Annotated in this window: 21 protein-coding genes; 9 read left to right on the plus strand and 12 right to left on the minus strand. The window is 65.5% G+C overall.

Annotated features, from left to right (window positions below; genetic code table 11):
- Positions 1-73: 73 nt before the first annotated feature.
- From G0P99_RS20730 to G0P99_RS20760, 7 genes are all read right to left on the minus strand, one after another.
- A complete protein-coding gene (locus G0P99_RS20730; protein WP_164132389.1) occupies positions 74-271 on the minus strand; it encodes a DUF2065 family protein in 198 nt (65 codons plus the stop codon).
- The gene (locus G0P99_RS20735) at positions 268-1,434 is read right to left on the minus strand and encodes a hypothetical protein (RefSeq protein ID WP_164132390.1); all 1,167 of its coding nucleotides are present in this window, start codon (positions 1,432-1,434) and stop codon (positions 268-270) included. The genes G0P99_RS20730 and G0P99_RS20735 overlap by 4 nt, the downstream gene beginning before the upstream one ends.
- A gap of 189 nt (positions 1,435-1,623) precedes the next feature.
- Positions 1,624-2,499 (minus strand): protease modulator HflC, encoded by an 876-nt coding sequence (gene hflC / locus G0P99_RS20740; RefSeq protein WP_164132391.1) that lies wholly within the window; start codon positions 2,497-2,499, stop codon positions 1,624-1,626.
- On the minus strand, positions 2,499-3,644 hold the full coding sequence (gene hflK, locus G0P99_RS20745) for an FtsH protease activity modulator HflK (protein ID WP_164132392.1): 1,146 nt from the start codon (positions 3,642-3,644) through the stop codon (positions 2,499-2,501). Before hflK ends, hflC begins: the two co-directional genes overlap by 1 nt.
- 74 nt (positions 3,645-3,718) lie before the next feature.
- Positions 3,719-5,077 carry a glutathione-disulfide reductase gene (gor, locus tag G0P99_RS20750; RefSeq protein ID WP_164132393.1) on the minus strand — a complete coding sequence of 453 codons (1,359 nt, stop codon included), beginning with the start codon at positions 5,075-5,077 and terminating at the stop codon, positions 3,719-3,721.
- 134 nt (positions 5,078-5,211) lie between these two features.
- Positions 5,212-6,000: a ribose-5-phosphate isomerase RpiA gene (gene rpiA / locus G0P99_RS20755; protein WP_164132394.1), complete on the minus strand. Its 789-nt coding sequence runs from the start codon at positions 5,998-6,000 to the stop codon at positions 5,212-5,214.
- 93 nt (positions 6,001-6,093) lie between these two features.
- The gene (locus G0P99_RS20760) at positions 6,094-6,525 is read right to left on the minus strand and encodes a MarR family winged helix-turn-helix transcriptional regulator (RefSeq protein ID WP_164132395.1); all 432 of its coding nucleotides are present in this window, start codon (positions 6,523-6,525) and stop codon (positions 6,094-6,096) included.
- Between the two features lie 75 nt (positions 6,526-6,600).
- Here G0P99_RS20760 and G0P99_RS20765 point away from each other — a divergent pair, with 75 nt between their 5' ends.
- The 5 genes from G0P99_RS20765 to G0P99_RS20785 all read left to right on the plus strand — a co-directional run bounded on the left by G0P99_RS20765 (position 6,601) and on the right by G0P99_RS20785 (position 11,112).
- Positions 6,601-7,047: a hypothetical protein gene (locus G0P99_RS20765; protein WP_164132396.1), complete on the plus strand. Its 447-nt coding sequence runs from the start codon at positions 6,601-6,603 to the stop codon at positions 7,045-7,047.
- An 81-nt stretch (positions 7,048-7,128) separates the two neighbouring features.
- Positions 7,129-7,905 carry a methyltransferase domain-containing protein gene (locus G0P99_RS20770; RefSeq protein ID WP_164132397.1) on the plus strand — a complete coding sequence of 259 codons (777 nt, stop codon included), beginning with the start codon at positions 7,129-7,131 and terminating at the stop codon, positions 7,903-7,905.
- Positions 7,906-7,987: 82 nt separating this feature from the next.
- Positions 7,988-8,689, plus strand: coding sequence for a glutathione S-transferase family protein (locus tag G0P99_RS20775; protein ID WP_164132492.1), 702 nt, complete (start codon positions 7,988-7,990; stop codon positions 8,687-8,689).
- 1 nt (position 8,690) lies between these two features.
- Positions 8,691-10,064, plus strand: coding sequence for an L-serine ammonia-lyase (locus G0P99_RS20780; RefSeq protein WP_164132398.1), 1,374 nt, complete (start codon positions 8,691-8,693; stop codon positions 10,062-10,064).
- Between the two features lie 133 nt (positions 10,065-10,197).
- Positions 10,198-11,112 (plus strand): DMT family transporter, encoded by a 915-nt coding sequence (locus G0P99_RS20785; RefSeq protein WP_164132399.1) that lies wholly within the window; start codon positions 10,198-10,200, stop codon positions 11,110-11,112.
- Here G0P99_RS20785 and G0P99_RS20790 read toward each other — a convergent pair.
- On the minus strand, positions 11,057-11,749 hold the full coding sequence (locus G0P99_RS20790) for a thiamine diphosphokinase (RefSeq protein ID WP_164132400.1): 693 nt from the start codon (positions 11,747-11,749) through the stop codon (positions 11,057-11,059). The genes G0P99_RS20785 and G0P99_RS20790 overlap by 56 nt on opposite strands.
- Before the next feature lie 139 nt (positions 11,750-11,888).
- Between G0P99_RS20790 and G0P99_RS20795 the strand changes: the two genes are divergently transcribed.
- Positions 11,889-13,895, plus strand: a complete 2,007-nt coding sequence (locus tag G0P99_RS20795) for a chemotaxis protein CheA (protein WP_164132401.1) — start codon at positions 11,889-11,891, stop codon at positions 13,893-13,895.
- Positions 13,896-13,999: 104 nt separating this feature from the next.
- Here G0P99_RS20795 and G0P99_RS20800 read toward each other — a convergent pair whose 3' ends face one another.
- Complete coding sequence (locus tag G0P99_RS20800) at positions 14,000-14,395, minus strand: DUF6524 family protein (protein ID WP_164132402.1); 396 nt, start codon at positions 14,393-14,395, stop codon at positions 14,000-14,002.
- A gap of 156 nt (positions 14,396-14,551) precedes the next feature.
- On the opposite strand from G0P99_RS20800, the gene G0P99_RS20805 reads away from it, so the two are divergent.
- Complete coding sequence (locus tag G0P99_RS20805; RefSeq protein ID WP_164132403.1) at positions 14,552-15,844, plus strand: adenylosuccinate synthase; 1,293 nt, start codon at positions 14,552-14,554, stop codon at positions 15,842-15,844.
- Positions 15,844-16,077, plus strand: coding sequence for a DUF2842 domain-containing protein (locus G0P99_RS20810; RefSeq protein ID WP_164132404.1), 234 nt, complete (start codon positions 15,844-15,846; stop codon positions 16,075-16,077). The genes G0P99_RS20805 and G0P99_RS20810 overlap by 1 nt, the downstream gene beginning before the upstream one ends.
- Here the strand turns inward: G0P99_RS20810 and G0P99_RS20815 are convergent, their stop codons facing one another.
- The 3 genes from G0P99_RS20815 to nthA are packed head-to-tail and all read right to left on the minus strand — an operon-like array spanning position 16,078 to position 17,692.
- On the minus strand, positions 16,078-16,410 hold the full coding sequence (locus G0P99_RS20815) for a nitrile hydratase accessory protein (protein ID WP_164132405.1): 333 nt from the start codon (positions 16,408-16,410) through the stop codon (positions 16,078-16,080).
- The gene (nthB, locus tag G0P99_RS20820) at positions 16,407-17,081 is read right to left on the minus strand and encodes a nitrile hydratase subunit beta (RefSeq protein ID WP_164132406.1); all 675 of its coding nucleotides are present in this window, start codon (positions 17,079-17,081) and stop codon (positions 16,407-16,409) included. Before nthB ends, G0P99_RS20815 begins: the two co-directional genes overlap by 4 nt.
- A complete protein-coding gene (gene nthA / locus G0P99_RS20825; RefSeq protein ID WP_164132407.1) occupies positions 17,078-17,692 on the minus strand; it encodes a nitrile hydratase subunit alpha in 615 nt (204 codons plus the stop codon). Before nthA ends, nthB begins: the two co-directional genes overlap by 4 nt.
- Before the next feature lie 150 nt (positions 17,693-17,842).
- On the opposite strand from nthA, the gene secG reads away from it, so the two are divergent.
- Positions 17,843-18,202, plus strand: coding sequence for a preprotein translocase subunit SecG (secG, locus tag G0P99_RS20830; protein ID WP_164132408.1), 360 nt, complete (start codon positions 17,843-17,845; stop codon positions 18,200-18,202).
- Positions 18,203-18,264 lie beyond the last annotated feature (62 nt).

Here is an 18,264-nt window from a genome sequence, read left to right on the forward strand (position 1 = left end):
CTCAATGTAGTCGGTTTGAGACCGCCCGCAACTCGGGATCGCAGAGAAATGAACCCGTCGGTCCACCAATCGGTCAAAACCCGATCTGATAGGCGCCCCAAACCAGGATCAGGCCCAGAACCATGCTCAAGAGACCGGTCTGCCGCCGCGCCGCCAACGGCAGGCTGCGCAGGATCTCCAGCAGCCGTTCCACCAGCCCCGGCGCCATCGCATAAACCACGCCTTCGACGATCAGCACCAGCCCCAGTGCAAGCAGCACCAATCCGATCATTCCGTGCTCCTCCGGTCGAGGCAGGATTTGATTCCGCCCTCGCTCCGATAGCGCATCGCATAGGTCACCAGCAATTCGGCGGCGGCCTGCGACAGCCGCCCATCGGCCGAGGTCAGGTGGTCGAGCGCGGTGAAGTATTCGCGGTCACAGGAATAGGATGGGAACTTGCGGCTTTCGCTGACCCCCAACCCCATTTCGCGGGCCGATTGGGTGGTGATCTCGCCGCTCTCGCCGCCGCGTTCGGCATCGTCGGAGCCGGTCAGCCGGGCCGCGATCACGCCCTTGCAGCTTTCGTCCTCGTGGCTCAACCGCTCCCAGATCTCGAAGAAACGGGCACCCTCGCCGGGCAAGTCCTGCACATAGCGCAGCGCGCGCATCTGCATCCCCTTGGGATAGCTGGTGCTCTTGGAGTAAGAGGCGGTGATCTGGAACTTGGCATCAATGGCCGAGAGCATGCCCCCCACCCCCGCCGCCAGTTCGGCACCGGCGGTCTGTTCCAGGGTGATCTCGTCGCTGCAATTCTTCTCCTCGACCAGCAGCCGTTCAAAGAAGTCGCGCGCCTCGCGAAAGCTTTGCGCGTCGATATCCAGGTCGGCGATATCCTGCGCCAGCCGGGCCAGCGCATCGCCCCGGGTCAGCGGCCGGATCGGGGCATAGCTGGTGTCGCTGTGCAACTCGTCGGTATCGACAAAGACAAAATCGCTGTCCTCGCGCGGGATCTCAATGGTGGTCGCGACATCGAACCCCGGTTTCTGGTTTTCGGGGCCGACGGCAAGCGTCACGGTATTCTCGCTGTGATCGACCAGCTGATAGCGCTCTGAGTTGCTGTATTCCAGCACCCGCCCGTCGGTGGTCGCCACCGACCCTGGCCGCTGCGCCACGGCGATGAACCCGTCATAGCCGTCGGCCTTGAAATACCCCTTGCTGTCGGCCCGCACAAAAACGGGCAACCCGTCCTGGGTGACGGCGAAACACCACAGATCCAGCGATTTCTTGTGGCAGAGCGGGCCGCGCCCCACCAACAGGATCTTGCCCGCCGGCAGATAGGCGCGGGTGGCGCTCATGCGGGGGCGGTCCCCGGTGATGGTGGCCAGACGCACGACACTGCTGACCGAGACCCGCTTGCCATAGGTGTCATAGTTGGTATCGCCCAACACGATCATGGGCTCCGCCAGCGCCGGGGCGCCGAGAGAAAGGGCAGTCAAACAGGCACAAATCAATCGCATTTCAGATCCCGATTTCCGGTTCCAGCATTTGAAGGCATTCATGCCCAGGGATCAAGACAACTGCCCGGAGAATGCAAAAAGGGCCGGCACATTGTACCGGCCCTTTCCATGTCTAACCCTTGCGGCCTAGTTCGAAGCGCCCGAGGGTGAGTTCAGATAGTTGAAGAACTCCGAATCCGGGCTCATCACCATCGAACTGTTGCCCCCCTGAAGCGCCTTTTCATAGGCCGAGAGCGAGCGGTAGAACTCGAAGAATTCCGGGTCCTTGCCAAAGGCGTCGGCAAAGATCGCGTTCCGCTGGGCATCAGCCTCACCTCGGGCGATCTCGGCCTCGCGGCGCGCCTCTGACACCAGCTCGACCACGGTCCGGTCGGCCTGGGCCCTGATCCGCTGCGCCGCCTCGTTACCGCGCGCCACCTCGTCGGCGGCTTCGCGTTCACGCTCGGCCCGCATCCGGGCAAAGGTGGCGTTCAGGTTGGCTTCGGGCAGGTCCGTGCGCTTCAACCGCACGTCGATCACCTCAAGTCCCAGATCGCGGGCCTCGAAGATCGCGCCGTTGCGGATGCGCAGCATCAGCGCGGCACGGTCGGAGCTGAGGATGTCGTTCGAGCTGACCGAGCCAAGGATTTCGCGCGTCTTGGCGCGCAGGATCGAATCGAGCCGCGTCTCGGCGGTTGCGATACCACCGGCACCCACGGCCTGACGGAACTGCCGCACATCGACGATGCGATAGCGGGCAAAGGCGTCGACCACCAGACGGCGGTCGTCCAGCGGGGTGACTTCCAGCGGGCCGACCTCGCGGCTCAGGATACGGTCGTCATAACGCACCACTTCCTGAATGAGCGGGATCTTGAAGGCCAGTCCCGGCTCTTCCTTTACGTCGATCACCCGGCCGAATTGCAGCACCAGCGCCTTTTCACGCTCGTCCACGATGAACAGCGATGACAGGCCCAGCGCAACCAGCACCACGATGATAGGCAGGAGAAAGGTCGATTTCCGCATCAGTTGTTCTCCTTGTCGCCGGATTTGCGCAGCTCGTTGAGCGGCAGATAGGGCACCACGCCCTGGCTGCCCGCCCCGTTGCTGTCCAGGATCACCTTGTCGATATCACCCAGCACCTGTTCCATCCGTTCCAGATACAGACGTTTGCGGGTGACATCCGGTGCCTTGAGGTATTCTTCCAGAACCGCCGAGAAGCGGCTGGCCTCACCCTGGGCTTCGTTCACCACGCGGGCGCGATAACCTTCGGCCTCTTCTAGCACCTGTGCCGCTTCACCGCGCGCACCGGCCAGAACCGTGTTGGCATAGGCATCGGCCTGTTTCTCAAGCCGGTCACGTTCCTGACCCGCCGACTGCACCTCGCGGAAGGCATCCTTGACCGGCTCTGGCGGGTCGGCCCCGTCAAAGTTGACCCGGACGATGTTGATGCCCGAGTTGTAGCTGTCCAGCGTCAGCTGGATCAGCTCTTCCAGCCGCTCGGCGATCACCGCACGGTCACGGTTGAGGATCGGCGCCAGTTCCGATTGCGCGATGATCTCGCGCATGGCCGATTCCGACACCGCCTGGATGGTCTGGCGCGGGTCGCGCAGATTGAAAAGGAAATTGGCCGGATCGGAGATGTTCCACACCACCTGGAAGTCGATATCGACGATGTTCTCGTCCCCGGTCAGCATCAGCCCGGCATCGCTGCCGCGCCCGCCCGAGCCGATGGTCTCGGTCTGCTCGACCTTGACCGGGATCACCTCGGCGGTGACCAGCGGCCAGGGGGCAAAGTTCAGACCTTCGGTGCCGATGCCGGAAAACTCGCCCAGGAACAGCTCAACCGATTGTTCTTCGGGTTTGACGGTATAGAAGCTCGCCATGCCCCAAAGACCAACGGCCACCAACAGGCCCAGGCCCACGGTGCCCCGGGTAAAGGCCGGACCGCCGCCGCCGCCGGTGCCACGGCCATTGCCGCCCCGGCCGCTGCCGCCACGCCCGCCCATCAGCACGCGCAGCTGTTCCTGCCCCTTTTTCATCAGTTCGTCGATCTCGGGGATCTGCGGGCCATCGCCATCGGGCGGCCTCTTGCCGCCATTGTTTCCTCTGTCGCCGCCGCCGCCGGAAGAGCCTCCGCCCCCCCAGGGGCCACCTGAGTTGCCCGCCATATGTCGTTTTTCCCCTTGTTGTTCAAACTGCCGTTACCGGCATTGCCTCTAACGTGAGCATTTTGCCCGTCAATTCAAGCGCTGCGGACCGGTTGCCGCAGGGTGACCAGTTCTTCGGCCATTACGGGGTGAACCGCAACCGTCCGGTCGAAATCTTCCTTGGTCGCCCCCATTTTTACCGCGATACCGACCAACTGGATCATTTCGCCCGCGCCCGGGGCCACGATATGGCAGCCCAGGACGCGGCGGTTGGCCTTGGACACGATCAGTTTCATCAGCACCCGCCGGCCGCGCCCGGCAAAGGCGGTCTGCATCGGCTTGAACGAGGTCGCATAGATCTCGACCGGTTCCTGCGCCGCCGCTTCCTCCTCGCTCAGCCCCACGGTGCCCATCTCGGGTTGGGTAAAGATCGCGGTCGGGATCAGCGCGTGATCGACCGGCGTCGGCTTGCCCCGGAACACGGTGTCGACAAAGGCCATCCCCTCGCGGATCGCAACCGGGGTCAGGTTGACCCGGTCGGTCACGTCGCCGATCGCATAGATCGAGGGGACCGCCGTCTGACTGTAGTCATCCACGACGATCTGCCCCTTGCGGCCCAACTCGACGCCCAGCCCCTCAAGCCCCAGATCGTCGGCATTGGGCACCCGGCCAGTGGCGAACATCACCTGATCGAACAGTTCTTCGTCACCATTGGTGGCCTTGACACGGATCCGGTCACCCTCTCGTTCCATCTCCAGCACATTGGTGCCCAGGTGCAGCTTGATTCCGTTCTGGCACATCTCCTCGCTGACCAGCCCGCGCGCCTCGTCATCGAAACCGCGCAGAATCTGAGCGCCGCGATAATACTGGGTCACCTCAACCCCCATGCCGTTCATGATGCCCGCGAATTCACAGGCGATGTAACCGCCGCCGACGATCAGCATCCGTTCGGGCAGCTTCTCCAGATGGAAAATCTCGTTCGAGGTGATGCCCAGATCGGCCCCCTTGATCTCGGGCTTGACCGGGCGTCCACCGGTGGCGATCAGGATATGTTTCGCGCTCTTGCGGGTGCCGTCGGACAGCTCGACCGTATGCGCATCGACCAGCCGCGCGCGCATGTCGAAGGTCTCGACCCCGTTGTTCTTCAGGATGTTGCGATAGACACCTTCCAGCCGGTCCAGCTCGGTGTACAGCTTGCCGCGAAACACGTCCCAGTCGAACGCGCCCGGCTGGATGTCCCAGCCATAGGCCTGCGCATCCTCGACCATGCCGGCATATTCGCTGGCAAAGACCATCAACTTTTTCGGCACACATCCCCGGATCACGCAGGTGCCGCCATAGCGATCCTCTTCGGCCAGCGCCACCTTGGCCCCGGTCTCGCCCGCCGCAACCCGCGCCGCGCGCACGCCGCCCGATCCGCCGCCGATGACAAAAAGGTCGTAGTCAAAACTCATGTGTCTGTCTCGCTTTCCTGCCGCCACCCGAAAGGCGGGGCGCCTTGTCTCTTGCGCGTCGCGGCGCGGTGAACCGTTCAGATATGACCCATGGGCCCCAAAACAACACGGCTCACGCCCGCGTGAGCGCGTCTCTAGTCCGCCAGATCGGTGAACAGGTTGTCGCTTTCGACAAAATCCAGCCGGTCATGTTCCACCGTGCCCTGGTTGATGTCGCGGATTTCCACCCGCCCGTCGCCATGGCCCAGCACCACGGTATCGCAAATGTCGATGAAGAGGCCGTTTTCCACCACGCCGGGGATCTGGTTCAGCACCAGCGCCACCTGACGGGCATTGCCAATCCGTTGCAGATGCAGGTCCAGGATATGATTTCCCTCATCGGTGATGAACGGCGTGTCGCCGTTCATCCGCAAGGTTGCCGTCCGCCCCAGCACATCCATCGAGATCAGCGTCTCCTCGATCAGCGCCTGCGTCGTCTGCCAGCCGAAGGGGATCACCTCGACCGGCAGGGGAAAGGCGCCCAGGCGGCTCACCTCCTTGCCGACATCGGCAATCACCACCATCTGGTCGGACGCGGTCGCCACGATCTTTTCCTGCAACAGCGCGCCGCCGCCGCCCTTGATCAGGTTCAGATCGCCATCGAACTCGTCGGCCCCGTCGATTGTGATATCCAGCCAGCGCGCCTCGTCCAGCGTGATGATCTCGATCCCCACTTCGCGCGCCAGTTGCGCCGTCCGGGTCGATGTCGGAACCCCGCGCATCTTCAAGCCTTCCTTGCGCACCATGTCGCCCAGGCAGCGCACCAGCCAGGCCGCGGTCGAGCCGGTGCCCAGACCCACGCGCATCCCGTCCTCGACCATGTCGGCGGCGCGTTTGGCGGCAACGAATTTCGCCTTGTCGATGGGCGAGAGTTCTCCGGTCATGGCAGCATCCCCTGTCGATGATTGCCAGCGTTATACGCAACGCCCCGCCCGACTGCGAGACCAAATCCGGCCACCCGGGTCCAGACCCGCCCCTCAGCCCCGCTGCATATTGCCGATCACCCGGCGCATCAGTGCGGTGAATGTCGCGCGCTCTGCCTCGTCCAGCCCCGCCAGCGCCTGCGCGTTCTGCGCCCCTGCCGCCGCCTTGGCCTCTGCCTCGAGCGCGCGGGCGCGGTCGGTCAGATGGATCAGCCGGGCGCGGCGATCCTCCTCGGACGGCAAGCGCCGGATCAGCCCGTCCCGCTCCATCCGCTTGAGCGTATTGGCCATGGTCGCCTGCTCTACATCCAGCGCCGCGGTCAGGTCGGCCTGCGTGCGTCCGTCGCTGTGCCACAGCTCCAGCAGCACCATGAACTGCGCCGGAGCGAGCCCCAGTGGCTGGATGCGCCGCGCCAGCCCCGCCGCAAAGAGCCGCGCCATGTGATTGGCCAGATACCCGGCCGAGTTGTGCTGAAACTGATCCATGCCTGCGACCTACCCCTTGCATAGCGTGCTATGCAACATTATTTACATAGCACGCTATTTAATTGGAGACCCAGGATGAAACTCAAACTGCACGCGTTCGGCGGTGCCATCGCCCTGCTCACCATCGCTTGTTTCTGGACCTCGACCGCGCTGGTCGAGCTGTTCGGTACCCATGCCCAGATCGCGCAGGTCAAGACTGCGATCCTCTACGGCATGGCGCTGCTGATCCCGGCCATGGCCACCGCTGGCGCCACCGGTGCCGCATTGGGCAAGGGCTGGCGCCTGCCCGAGGTCGCCGCCAAATCCGCCCGGATGAAGATGATCGCCGCCAACGGGTTGCTGATCCTGCTGCCCAGCGCCGTGTTCCTCGCGATCCGCGCCAATGCGGGCCAGTTCGACACGCTTTTCTATGTCGTGCAGGCGCTGGAACTTCTGGCGGGCGCCACCAACATCACCCTGCTGACACTGAACCTGCGCGCCGGTCTGGCCTTGCGCCGCCGCCGCACCGCGCGTGGCAGGTGAACCTGTCGGAACACCCCCCGATTCCCGCCCCGCGCCCTTTCCATGCTATGATCGCACAGGACAGAAGCGGGGACAGGGCACATGCTGCAATTCGACGAAGACACAGCCCGCGTTCTGGAAGATGCCTATCAGGGCGCCGATATCACCCGCCGCCGCCGTGCCAGCTTCGACGCGCTGGCGCCATCGCCGGGCGACCGGCTGCTGGATCTGGGCTGCGGTACAGGGATGCTGACACTCGACCTGTCCCGCGCCGTGGGCGACACCGGCCATGTGCTGGGCCTCGATCCCAGCGCCGACATGCTCGACCTCGCGCGGACCCGCTGCGCGGGTCGCTCCAATGTCGAGGTCCTCAAGGGCCGTGCCGAGGCCCTGCCCTGCGCCGACGAGAGCCTCGACGGCGCGGTCTCGCTTCAGGTGTTCGAGTATTTCGACGACATGCGCCCGCCGCTCGGCGCACTCTTTCGCGCGCTGAAACCCGGTGGACGGCTGGTGATCGGCGACATGCACTGGGATACGCTGACCTGGCACAGCGACCGACCCGCGCGCATGGTCGAGATGTGCCGCATCTGGGACCGCCACATCGCCTGCCGCGATGTTCCGGCGCGCCTCCCGGCGCTGCTGGCCGAGGCCGGGTTTCGCGCGATCAGCACGACGCCGCTGGCCTTTTGCGACACGCAACTGCGCCCGGACGGGCTGGCGGCGATGTTGATCCGCCTGATGACCGCCTATGCCATTCAAACCGGAGCCTTGGCGGAACCGGAGGCCCGTGCCTGGGCACAGGAACAGCAGGACCTGGCACGCGCAGGGCGGTTCTTCTTTTCCCTGACCCATTTCGTCTGCCAGGCGCAGAAACCGTGACTCGCGACAAGCTTACGCGTTTCCGATGGGAAACGTCGCAATCGGTGAATGCAGAATCGCCCATGCATCTTATATCGGGGGCATGACCGCGCCCTATCGCCTCCACTATGCCCCCGACAACGCCTCGCTGGTGATCCGGCTGGCGCTGGAGGATATGGGCCTGCCCTATGAAACCATGCTGGTGAACCGCGCAACCCGGGCCCAGGACAGCGCCGCCTATCGCGCGCTCAACCCCGCCGGGCGGATCCCGGTGCTGGAAACCCCGCAAGGCCCGATTTTCGAAACCGCCGCCATCCTGCTCTGGCTTGCCGATACCCATGGCCGTCTGGCCCCGGCCCCCGCCGATCCGGCGCGCGGCGCATTCCTGAAATGGCTGTTCTTCGCCTCGAACACGCTGCATGCGGATATGCGGATGCTGTTCTATCCCGACAAGTACATCGCCGAGGCGCAGGCCGAGACCCTGCGCGCGGGCCTGCGCCCGCGCCTGCGCACCCATCTGGCTCTGCTCGACGCGGTGGCCGCCGAGGCGCCGGACTGGCTGTCGCCCGCCACCCCGTCCATCCTGAGCTGGTATCTGGCCTGCCTGATGCGCTGGCTGGCGCTCTATCCTCAGGACAGCGACCGTTCCTGGTTCGCCGCCACCGGCACGCCGCATCTGCACCACATCCTCGCGGCGCTGGAAACCCGCCCCGCCACCCGAGCCGCGCAAGCGGCCGAGGGGCTGGGCGACACCCCGTTCACCGCCCCCCATCACGCAAACCCGCCAGAAGGTTCGGCTACCTGATATGTTCCTCTCCGTCTTCGACATGTTCAAAGTGGGCATCGGCCCGTCCTCGTCGCACACCATGGGGCCGATGGTGGCCGCCGCGCGCTTCCTCGACATGATGCGCGCCTCGCCTTTTGCCTTCCACGGGGTCAAGGGCTCGCTGCATGGCTCGCTGGCCTTTACCGGTGTGGGTCACGCCACCGACCGCGCCACCATCCTCGGCCTCGCGGGTTTTGTCCCCGACAGCTATGACAACGACAAGGCCGAAGCCGCGCTGGCCGCGATCCACGCCACCCATACGGTAACGCCCGAGGGGCTGCCGGTGCTGGCCTTCGACCCCAGGCGCGACCTGATCTTCGACTATGACCACGCCCTGCCGGGCCATGCCAACGGCATGATCCTGATGGCCACCGACGCACAGGGCGACGTGATCCTACGGCAGGTGTTCTATTCCGTCGGCGGCGGCTTTGTCCTGACCGAAGAGGAACTGGCCCAGGGCAAGGACAGCAATGACGGCCCGCCGGTCCCCTACCCGTTCAAATCCGCAGCCGAGATGCTGGAGATGGCGGCCGCCTCGGGCAATTCTATCGCGCAGATGAAACGCGCCAACGAGATCGCGCGCGGTTGCGAGACCTCCTTTGCCAAGGGCACAGCGCGGCTCTGGGAGGTGATGAACAACTGTATCGAACGCGGGCTGGCCACCGACGGCATCCTGCCCGGCGGCCTCAATGTGCGCCGCCGCGCCAAGGGGATCCATGACGCTCTGGTGGCCGAACGCGGCATGAACCTGAACGCGCCGCACACGATCAACGACTGGATGAGCGTCTATGCGATGGCGGTGAACGAGGAAAACGCCGCCGGTGGCCAGGTGGTGACCGCCCCCACCAACGGCGCGGCGGGCACCCTGCCCGCGGTGCTGCGCTACTACCTCGACCATGTGCCGGGCGCCGCCCCCAGCCATGTCGAGGATTTCCTGCTGACCGCCGCCGCCATCGGCGGGCTGGTCAAGTACAACGCCTCGATCTCGGGCGCCGAGGCCGGATGCCAGGCCGAGGTCGGCAGCGCCGCCGCCATGGCGGCGGCGGGCCTCTGCGCGGTGATGGGCGGCACGCCCGAACAGGTGGAAAACGCGGCCGAGATCGCGCTGGAACATCACCTCGGCATGACCTGCGACCCGGTCAAAGGTCTGGTGCAGGTGCCCTGTATCGAACGCAACGGTCTGGCCGCGATCAAGGCGGTCTCGGCCGCCAGCCTCGCCCTGCGCGGCGACGGAAAGCATTTCGTGCCGCTCGATGCGGTGATCGAGACCATGCGCCAGACCGGCGCCGACATGCACGAGAAATACAAGGAGACCTCGCTGGGCGGGCTCGCGGTCAACGTGCCCAACTGTTAAGTTGGGCACCATTTTCTGACACAGAAAATGTCCCAGAAAATCTGAGATTTTCTGTTTCGGAATTTTGGGAAAATTCCGGCACCTGGACAGGACAGCGCTTGTACCTCCTCATGCGGAAAACTAGCGTGGCGCAATGACCGCCGACCGCCCCCTTCTCGGCATCTTCCTGATGCTCGGTTTCTGTGTGCTCGCCCCGATGGGCGATGCGCTGGCCAAACTGTTGGGCGGCACCATGCCCACCATGCAGCTCCTGCTGGTGCGCTTCGGCATTCAGGCGGTGATTCTGATCCCACTGGTCCAGGCCACCGGACGCCCCTGGCAACTGCGCGGGCGGCTCCTGCGCCTGACTGCCCTGCGCACCCTGCTGCATATCGTGGGCATCTGGGCCATGTTCACCGCGCTGCAATACCTGCCGCTTGCCGATGCGGTTGCCATCGCCTTTGTCATGCCCTTCATCATGCTGTTGCTGGGCAAATACGTTCTGGGAGAGGAAGTCGGCCCGCGCCGCCTTGGCGCCTGTATCGTGGGGTTCATCGGCACGCTTCTGGTGATCCAGCCCAGCTTTGCCGAGGTCGGCCTGCCCGCGCTTCTGCCGCTTGTGGTCGCCGTGGTCTTTGCCCTCTTCATGCTGGTCACAAGGCAACTGGCCAAGGACACCGACCCGATCGCGCTTCAGGCGGTGTCGGGCGTCATGGCCAGCCTGGTGCTGGCCCCTGTCCTGCTGTTCGGTCACCTGGCAGGGATCGACGCGCTGACCTTCGTCGCGCCCTCGGGGGAAACGCTCTGGCTGCTTCTGTCCATCGGCGTGCTGGGCACGGCGGCGCATCTGTTGATGACCTGGTCACTGCGCTATGCGCCCTCGGCCACGCTGGCACCGATGCAGTATCTGGAAATCCCCGTCGCCACCGCCATCGGCTGGCTGATCTTCCGCGACCTGCCCAACGGGCTGGCGGCGCTCGGCATCCTGATCACTATGGCCGCGGGCCTCTACGTCATCCTGCGCGAGCAGGCCACCGCCCGCAGCGCGGCGACAGGAACCAGCGGATAACCCCGTCCAGCGCCCCGCGCGGCACCATCGCCAGCAACCCCGGCCCCGCCGCCTCGATCGCCACCGGCCCGGTCGCCCGGTTCGAGGTACCGATCTGGCCGTCGGGCGCCATCCTCAGCCCTTCCAGCGGCCAGAACAGTCCCGCGGACCGCGCCGTCACCGGCGCCAGCGGAAACAAGGACACAACATCGCCGGGCACCAGGTCCAGCTCCAGCCGGGGCGGCAGATGAAAGACCACCTCGACCGCGCCGATCAGCAGACAAGGGCGATCCGCATGCCGCACCAGCGCATTGAACGTCGCCAGTTGGTGATCCACGCGCCCCCCCAGAAAACCGACCCCCAGCACCAAAGGCGCCGTGATATGGCGCAGCGCCTTGTCGAAATCGGTGCTGTCCTGCTCGGCCACCCGGTGCAACCGCTCCTCGGGAATATGCACCCGGTGCAGCGCCGGCAGGCTGTCCATGTCCCCGATCACGGCGTCGGGCAGCCGCCCTTGCGCCAGTGCCGCCAGCGCGCCACTATCGGCGGCGACCAGCACACTGGCGCGCTCCAGCGCCAGATCCAGGTCCCCGGAACCGACCTCACCGCCGCCAACCAGGGTTACTGGTTCCGATGCTTCAACAATCGCGGTTTTCATGGCGGGATTGTCGCCCTCTCTGGAAACAGGACATATTGTAGTCACAAAATGATACGCTCATTTGCACAGAATCGGGCCGAAATTGACGCCCAAGGGATGGTAAACGCTTAGGCACAACTATGTAGAGGACGAGCATCCCATGGTACAGAACAACAAGGTCTTGACCGTCTCCTATGGGACGTTCTCCTGTACCCTCGAAGGGTTCGAGGATTCCTTCGATACGATGAAGGCCATTGCCGAGTACTTCAGGGACCTGGCCGCCGACGACCGCTATTTCGGGGCCGAACCGCCGCAACCCGATGCCGAGATGCTGGCGCGAATCGCTCAGCGCGAGATCGCCCGCCAGGTCGAGGCGCGGCGCGACGCGACCGGCATTGTCCTGCGCGCCGCCGAGCCTGCGGCCGCAGTCGTCGCTCCGGCAGCAGCAACTGCCGCAGCCGCTGAACCCGCCCCCGTGGCCCAGGCCGAAGCGCCCGCCGCGCCGGTGGTCGAGGAAGCACCGGTCGCAGAGACCAAAGCCGAACCGGCGCCCCAAGCGGAAGCCACCGTGGAAGAGGCCGCCGCCGAGGACATGACCGAAGAGGTCGCAGCCGAAAAGCCCGCCGCCGAGCCGGTCGCAGCCATGGCCGCCGCTGCCGTCGAAGATGAAGCGGAAGAAGACGACACGGCTGACATCCTGGCCAGCGTCGCCGCCCATGTCATCGAAGAGGACGAGCCGCAGGACACCGCCACGGAAGAGGCCGAAATCGCCGAATGGGCCGAGCCCGAGACCTTCGAGGCCGAGCCGGTCGAGGCAGAGGCTTTCGAGGCCGAGCCGGTGGAACAGACCCCGCCTGCCGCCGATTCGATTGCCGCCAAGCTCCAGCGCATCCGCGCCGTGGTTTCGCGCAACGAACAGGCCGCCCGCAGCGACGAGGACTTCTCGGAAGACGAGCACGCCGATGCCGTATCGGCCGAGGTCACCGTGTCCGAGGCTGTCGCGGATATCACCGCCGCGATCGAGGCCGATGCCGACTACGACGCGTTCTATGACGAGGATCAGGACGAGGCCGTCGCCCCTGACGCCGACATGATCGCCGAAGAGATCGCAGAAGAAGACGCAGCGGAAGAGGCCATCATCGACGAACCGGTCATCACCCCGGCGCCGAGCGCAACCATCCGCGTGACCAAGATCAGACGCACCGAAATCGAACAGCCCGTGGCCGCGGAGCAATCCGAAAGCCTGGGGTCGCTGTCTCCCGAAGACGAAGAAGACCTGCTGCGCGAGCTTGCGGCTGTCGAAGCGGAGTATTTCGCGGGCCAGGACGAGGACGAAGACGAGGATCAGGACGCCGGTGACCGCGATTCGATCTTTGCCGAGGCCGACGAAGCCGACGAGACCGAGGACGACGCCCGGTTCGAGGAGGACGAAGCCTCCATCTTCGGCGGCGATGACGACGAGGACCTGATCGCCGATATCGACGACGAGGACGAGAACGCCGATGAGGACGACATCTCGCGCCTGATGGCCCGCGCCGACGAAAAGCTGGGCGATCCCGATTTGTCGAGCAGCCGCGAAACATACTCGCAGATGCGCGGCGCGATTGCCGCGGCCCAGGCCGAAAAGTCCGCCGGGGGCACCTTTGGCACCCGCACCGACGACAACGCCTATCGCACCGATCTGGCCGAGGTCGTTCGCCCGCGCCGCCCGGTGGCCGCAGGCCAGACCCCGCGCAGCCGCGAGGAGGCGCGCCCGGCACCGCTGAAACTGGTGGCCGAACAGCGCATCGACACGCCGCGCGCGAGCGCAACGCGTGGCCCGGTTCTGCCCCGCCGCGTCGCCAGCCTCGTGTCCGAGGACGCCCCCGCCACGGCGGTCGAAGGCAGCTTTGCGGAATTCGTCGCCGAAACCGGAGCCAGCGGATTGCACGAACTGCTCGAAGCGGCAGCCGCCTATATGTCCTTTGTCGAGAATCGCGACCATTTCTCGCGTCCGCAGCTGATGAACAAGGTGCGCCAGCTCGACGATCAGGAGTTCAACCGCGAGGACGGCTTGCGCTCCTTCGGCCAGCTCCTGCGCGAGGGCAAGCTGAAGAAGACCTCCAATGGCCTCTTTACCGCCTCGGGGCAGATCGGCTTCCGCCCCGACAAACGCGCCGCCGGATAACCACCCCGGCAGAAACGCAAAACGGCGCCCATTGGGCGCCGTTTTTCTTTGCGCGATCACCGCGACGCCATCATGTCCTTTGCGGAAACGCCGCAGCAACAGCCTTATTCGTCAACATCGTCCACATCCGCCTGCCCGGCGAGCGCCCGGCGCACATGGCTCCAGCTCAGGCCGACCCCCAGCACGATCGACAGCGCCAGGATGCCCAGCCAGACATTCGCGGTGTTGTTGTCCAGATGCAGCAGGCCGAAATCGAACAGCACCCACAACAGCGACGCCACCAGCGACAGCACCAGCGCCATGCCGAACGGCCCGATCGAGCGCAACGTGGCGCGAATATAGATGATATACCCGATCGCAAGCACCAGCCCCATGAACACGGCCACCGAAAGATGGGTCTGATAATGCTCGTAAGTCCAATGTACGAAGTTGAGTTCCGTCGGGTTGTAGGTCAGCGCCAACAACGCAAAGGCAAACAACCACCTCAGGAAAACGCCCATATGTCCATACCGCCTTCTTCTTTTTTGCCGCAAAGAATCGCTCAAATGCGCGAATCTGTCCAGTGATTCAGATCACATGCGTCGAAAATGCGGTTTCCCTGCCGCGCGCGCACCGGTATATGGGCGCGGGTTTGTAACACCAGCAAAGGACCAAATATGGCCAATGTCGTCGTTGTCGGCGCCCAGTGGGGCGACGAGGGAAAGGGCAAGATCGTGGACTGGCTCAGCGAGCGCGCCGATGTGATCGCGCGCTTTCAGGGCGGCCATAACGCCGGCCATACGCTGGTGATCGACGGCCAGGTCTACAAGCTGCACGCACTGCCCTCGGGCGTGGTGCGCGGCGGCAAGCTTTCGGTCATCGGCAACGGCGTGGTTCTGGACCCCTGGCATCTGGTCAAGGAGATCGCCACGATCCGCGACCAGGGCATCGAGATCACCCCTGAAACCCTGATGATCGCCGAGAACACGCCGCTCATCCTGCCCTTCCACGGCGAGCTTGACCGCGCCCGCGAAAGCCAGAACTCGGTGGCCAAGATCGGCACCACCGGGCGTGGCATCGGCCCCGCTTACGAGGACAAGGTTGGCCGCCGCGTGATCCGCGTCGCCGACCTGGCCGATGCCGCAACGCTGGAACTGCGCGTCGACCGTGCACTGGTGCATCACAACGCGCTGCGCTCGGGTCTGGGTCTGGACCCGATCGACCGCGACGCGCTGCTGGCCGCGCTGCGCGAGATCGCACCGCAGATCCTGCCCTTTGCCGCCCCGGTCTGGAAGGTACTCAACGAAAAACGCAAGGCCGGAAAGCGGATCCTGTTCGAAGGCGCCCAGGGCGCGCTTCTGGATATCGACTTCGGCACCTATCCCTTTGTCACCTCCTCGAACGTGATCGCCGGTCAGGCCGCAACCGGTGTCGGCATCGGCCCCGGCGCGATCAACTACGTGCTGGGCATCGTCAAGGCCTATACCACTCGCGTCGGCGAAGGCCCCTTCCCGACCGAGCTGCATGACGACGATGGCGAGCGGTTGGGCACCCGTGGCCATGAATTCGGCACCACCACCGGGCGCAAGCGGCGCTGTGGCTGGTTCGATGCTGCGCTGCTGCGCCAGACCTGCGCCACCAGTGGCATCAACGGCATCGCGCTGACCAAGCTCGACGTGCTGGACGGGTTCGAGACGCTGAAAATCTGCGTCGGCTACGATCTGGACGGCACCCGGCTCGATTACCTGCCCACCGCCGCCGACCAACAGGCACGCTGCACGCCGATCTACGAGGAAATGCCCGGCTGGTCCGAATCCACCGAAGGCGCGCGCAGCTGGGCCGACCTGCCCGCCAATGCGATCAAATACGTCCGCCGCGTCGAGGAACTGATCGACTGCCCGGTCGCCATGGTCTCCACCAGCCCGGAGCGGGAGGACACCATCCTGGTGACCGACCCGTTCGCCGACTGATGGCGCTCAGCTACAAGGCCCGCCGCCGCTGGGCATTGGTGATTCTGCTCGTGGGGCTGCCGCTCTACGTGGTGGTGGCCGTGACCCTGACCGACTGGCTGCGCGCCCGGTTCGACGGGTTGCCGATGCTGGTGGAACTTGCGGTGTTCGTGGGTCTCGGCATCCTTTGGGCGCTGCCGTTCAAGGCCGTGTTTCGCGGGGTCGGTCAGGCCGACCCCGACGACAAGGGCTGATCACTCGGCCAGCCGCACCGGCTGGCCATGCGGCGTCGACAGATAGGCGCGCTCCCAGGCCGCGCGTATCCGCGCGCGCTCCTCGGGCACGGCCTCTCCCGCCTCGCCCAGCAGGGCCTCCAGCGTTTCCAGCCAGGCGTTGAAGTAATCCTCGCCTCCGTCCAGGTCGCGCGACAGCCCGTGCCGTTTGAGCATGGCGGAAAACCGGTCGACCCACTCGGCCCAGGTGAACCGCCCCGCCTCGTTCAGATGCACCGTCAGGGCAAAGACCTGCGCATGCCAGGGCTCGGCAAAGACCGGCTCGGGGGCCGCGATATCGGGACAGTCGCTCATGCCGGCTCCAGATAGCTTTGCCAGAGATCCAGCACCACCTCATCGCCCGGTGCCTCCGGATCGGCCCAAAGCTCCGAGGCCGGAAAGGCCACCGCATACAGCGGCTCGGGCGCCTCGCCCAGCCGGTGGGCGCTGCTGTCGGGCAACACATGGCTGCCGTGTTTCAGCACGATCCGCCCGCGCGCGCCCGCCGCATAGGCGGGCAGCCGCGTATGGCCGCCATCGACCAGTCGGTTGGCCGCCGGGCGCAGGGTGCGAACCGCCTGCCCCACCTCAAAGCGCGCCGCCACGTTCGACGGGCGGTCCGCCGGACCGCCACGCGCCAGCACGCCCGCGACCGCCTCGGCCTTCATCGCGCGCCCGGCCAGCGGGTGAACCCCTGCCGCGCCACCTCCGCGCAGGTCTTCCTCGGTCAGCACCCCTGTCTCGACCAGCAGATCGGCCAGCGCCGCGATCCATTTCTCGAAATAGCTGAAGCGGCCATAATCCGCCGGTGACAGCCGCTCGCGCGCATGGCGCGAGACGTCGATGTTCCACTGTCCCAGAGACCCCGTCGCCAGGGTCAGCGCCAAGGCCCGCGCCTGCCAGTCGCCCAAGCGCGGGATACCATCGGCCTCGGGCGTGATAGCGCCATCGCCGAACCGCCCGCCCATGTCATGCACCCGCGTCATGCCGGCACCCGCGCCAGCCCGGTGCCGATCATGCTGTCGCGCGTCACCAGAGCGGCCAGCGCCTCCTCGTCCAGACCCTCGCTCCCCTCGGGCCGCATCGGCAGCACCAGATAGCGGATCTCGGCCGTCGAATCCCACACCCGCACGGCGGTCCCCTCGGGCAGGACCACCCCGAACTCGGCCAGCACCTTGCGCGGCTCGCGCACCGCGCGCGAGCGATAGGCGTCGGACTTGTACCAGCCCGGCGGAATGCCCAACAGCGGCCAAGGATAGCAACTGCACAGGGTGCAGACGACCATGTTATGGGTCTCGGGCGTGTTCTCGACCACGACCATGTGTTCACCCTGCCGTCCGTAGTACCCCAGCTTGGTCAACAAAGGCATCGGGTCGGCCAACAGCGCCGCCTTGAACGCCGGATCGGCCCAGGCGCGGGCGACGACACGCGCCCCGTTCTGCGGCCCGATGCGATTCTGGTAAGTGTCGATGATCTCGTCCAGAGCGGCCGGATCGATCAGCCCCTTGCGGGTCAGGATCGTCTCCAAAGCCTTGACGCGCAGCGCCGGGTCCGGGGGGAGAAGGGAATGCGGGTGGTCGTGATGGTCATGTGGCATACGGCGAAGACTGCCGCGCGCGTCCGAGCCTGTCCAGCCTCTTTACCGTGATGAAGGGTATTACCAAAGGTGATCCAAACTCGCGGCTTGCCCCTGCGGGCAAACTTGCATAGATACCACGCGATACTCGCCACCGGCCGCAGGAACACCATGGAAAACGTCGTCCTTATCATTCACCTTCTCCTGGCTCTGGGCCTGATCGCCGTCGTCCTGATGCAGCGGTCCGAAGGCGGCGGCCTGGGCATGGGTGGCGGCGGCGTGATGACCGGCCGCGCAGCCGCAACCGCGCTCAGCAAGGTCACCTGGGTTCTGGCGGTGGCCTTCATCGCGACCTCGATCACCCTGACCGTGATCGCGGCACAAAAAGCGGCGGGCACCTCGGTCATCGACCGTCTTGGCGTTCCGGCGCCAGAGTCATCGGCACCGGTCACGCCCGGCGTTCCGGCAGGCAGCGACCTGTTGCCGCCCGGCGCGGGCGACAATACACCCCTGGTGCCCAAGGCCGACTGATCCACAACAGTTTGCATCCCTGGTAAGAACCGCAACAGCATCTTGCGGTTCTCTTGCGCAAT

The organism is Ruegeria sp. PrR005, assembly GCF_010500245.1.
GTDB lineage: Bacteria > Pseudomonadota > Alphaproteobacteria > Rhodobacterales > Rhodobacteraceae > Ruegeria_B > Ruegeria_B marisflavi.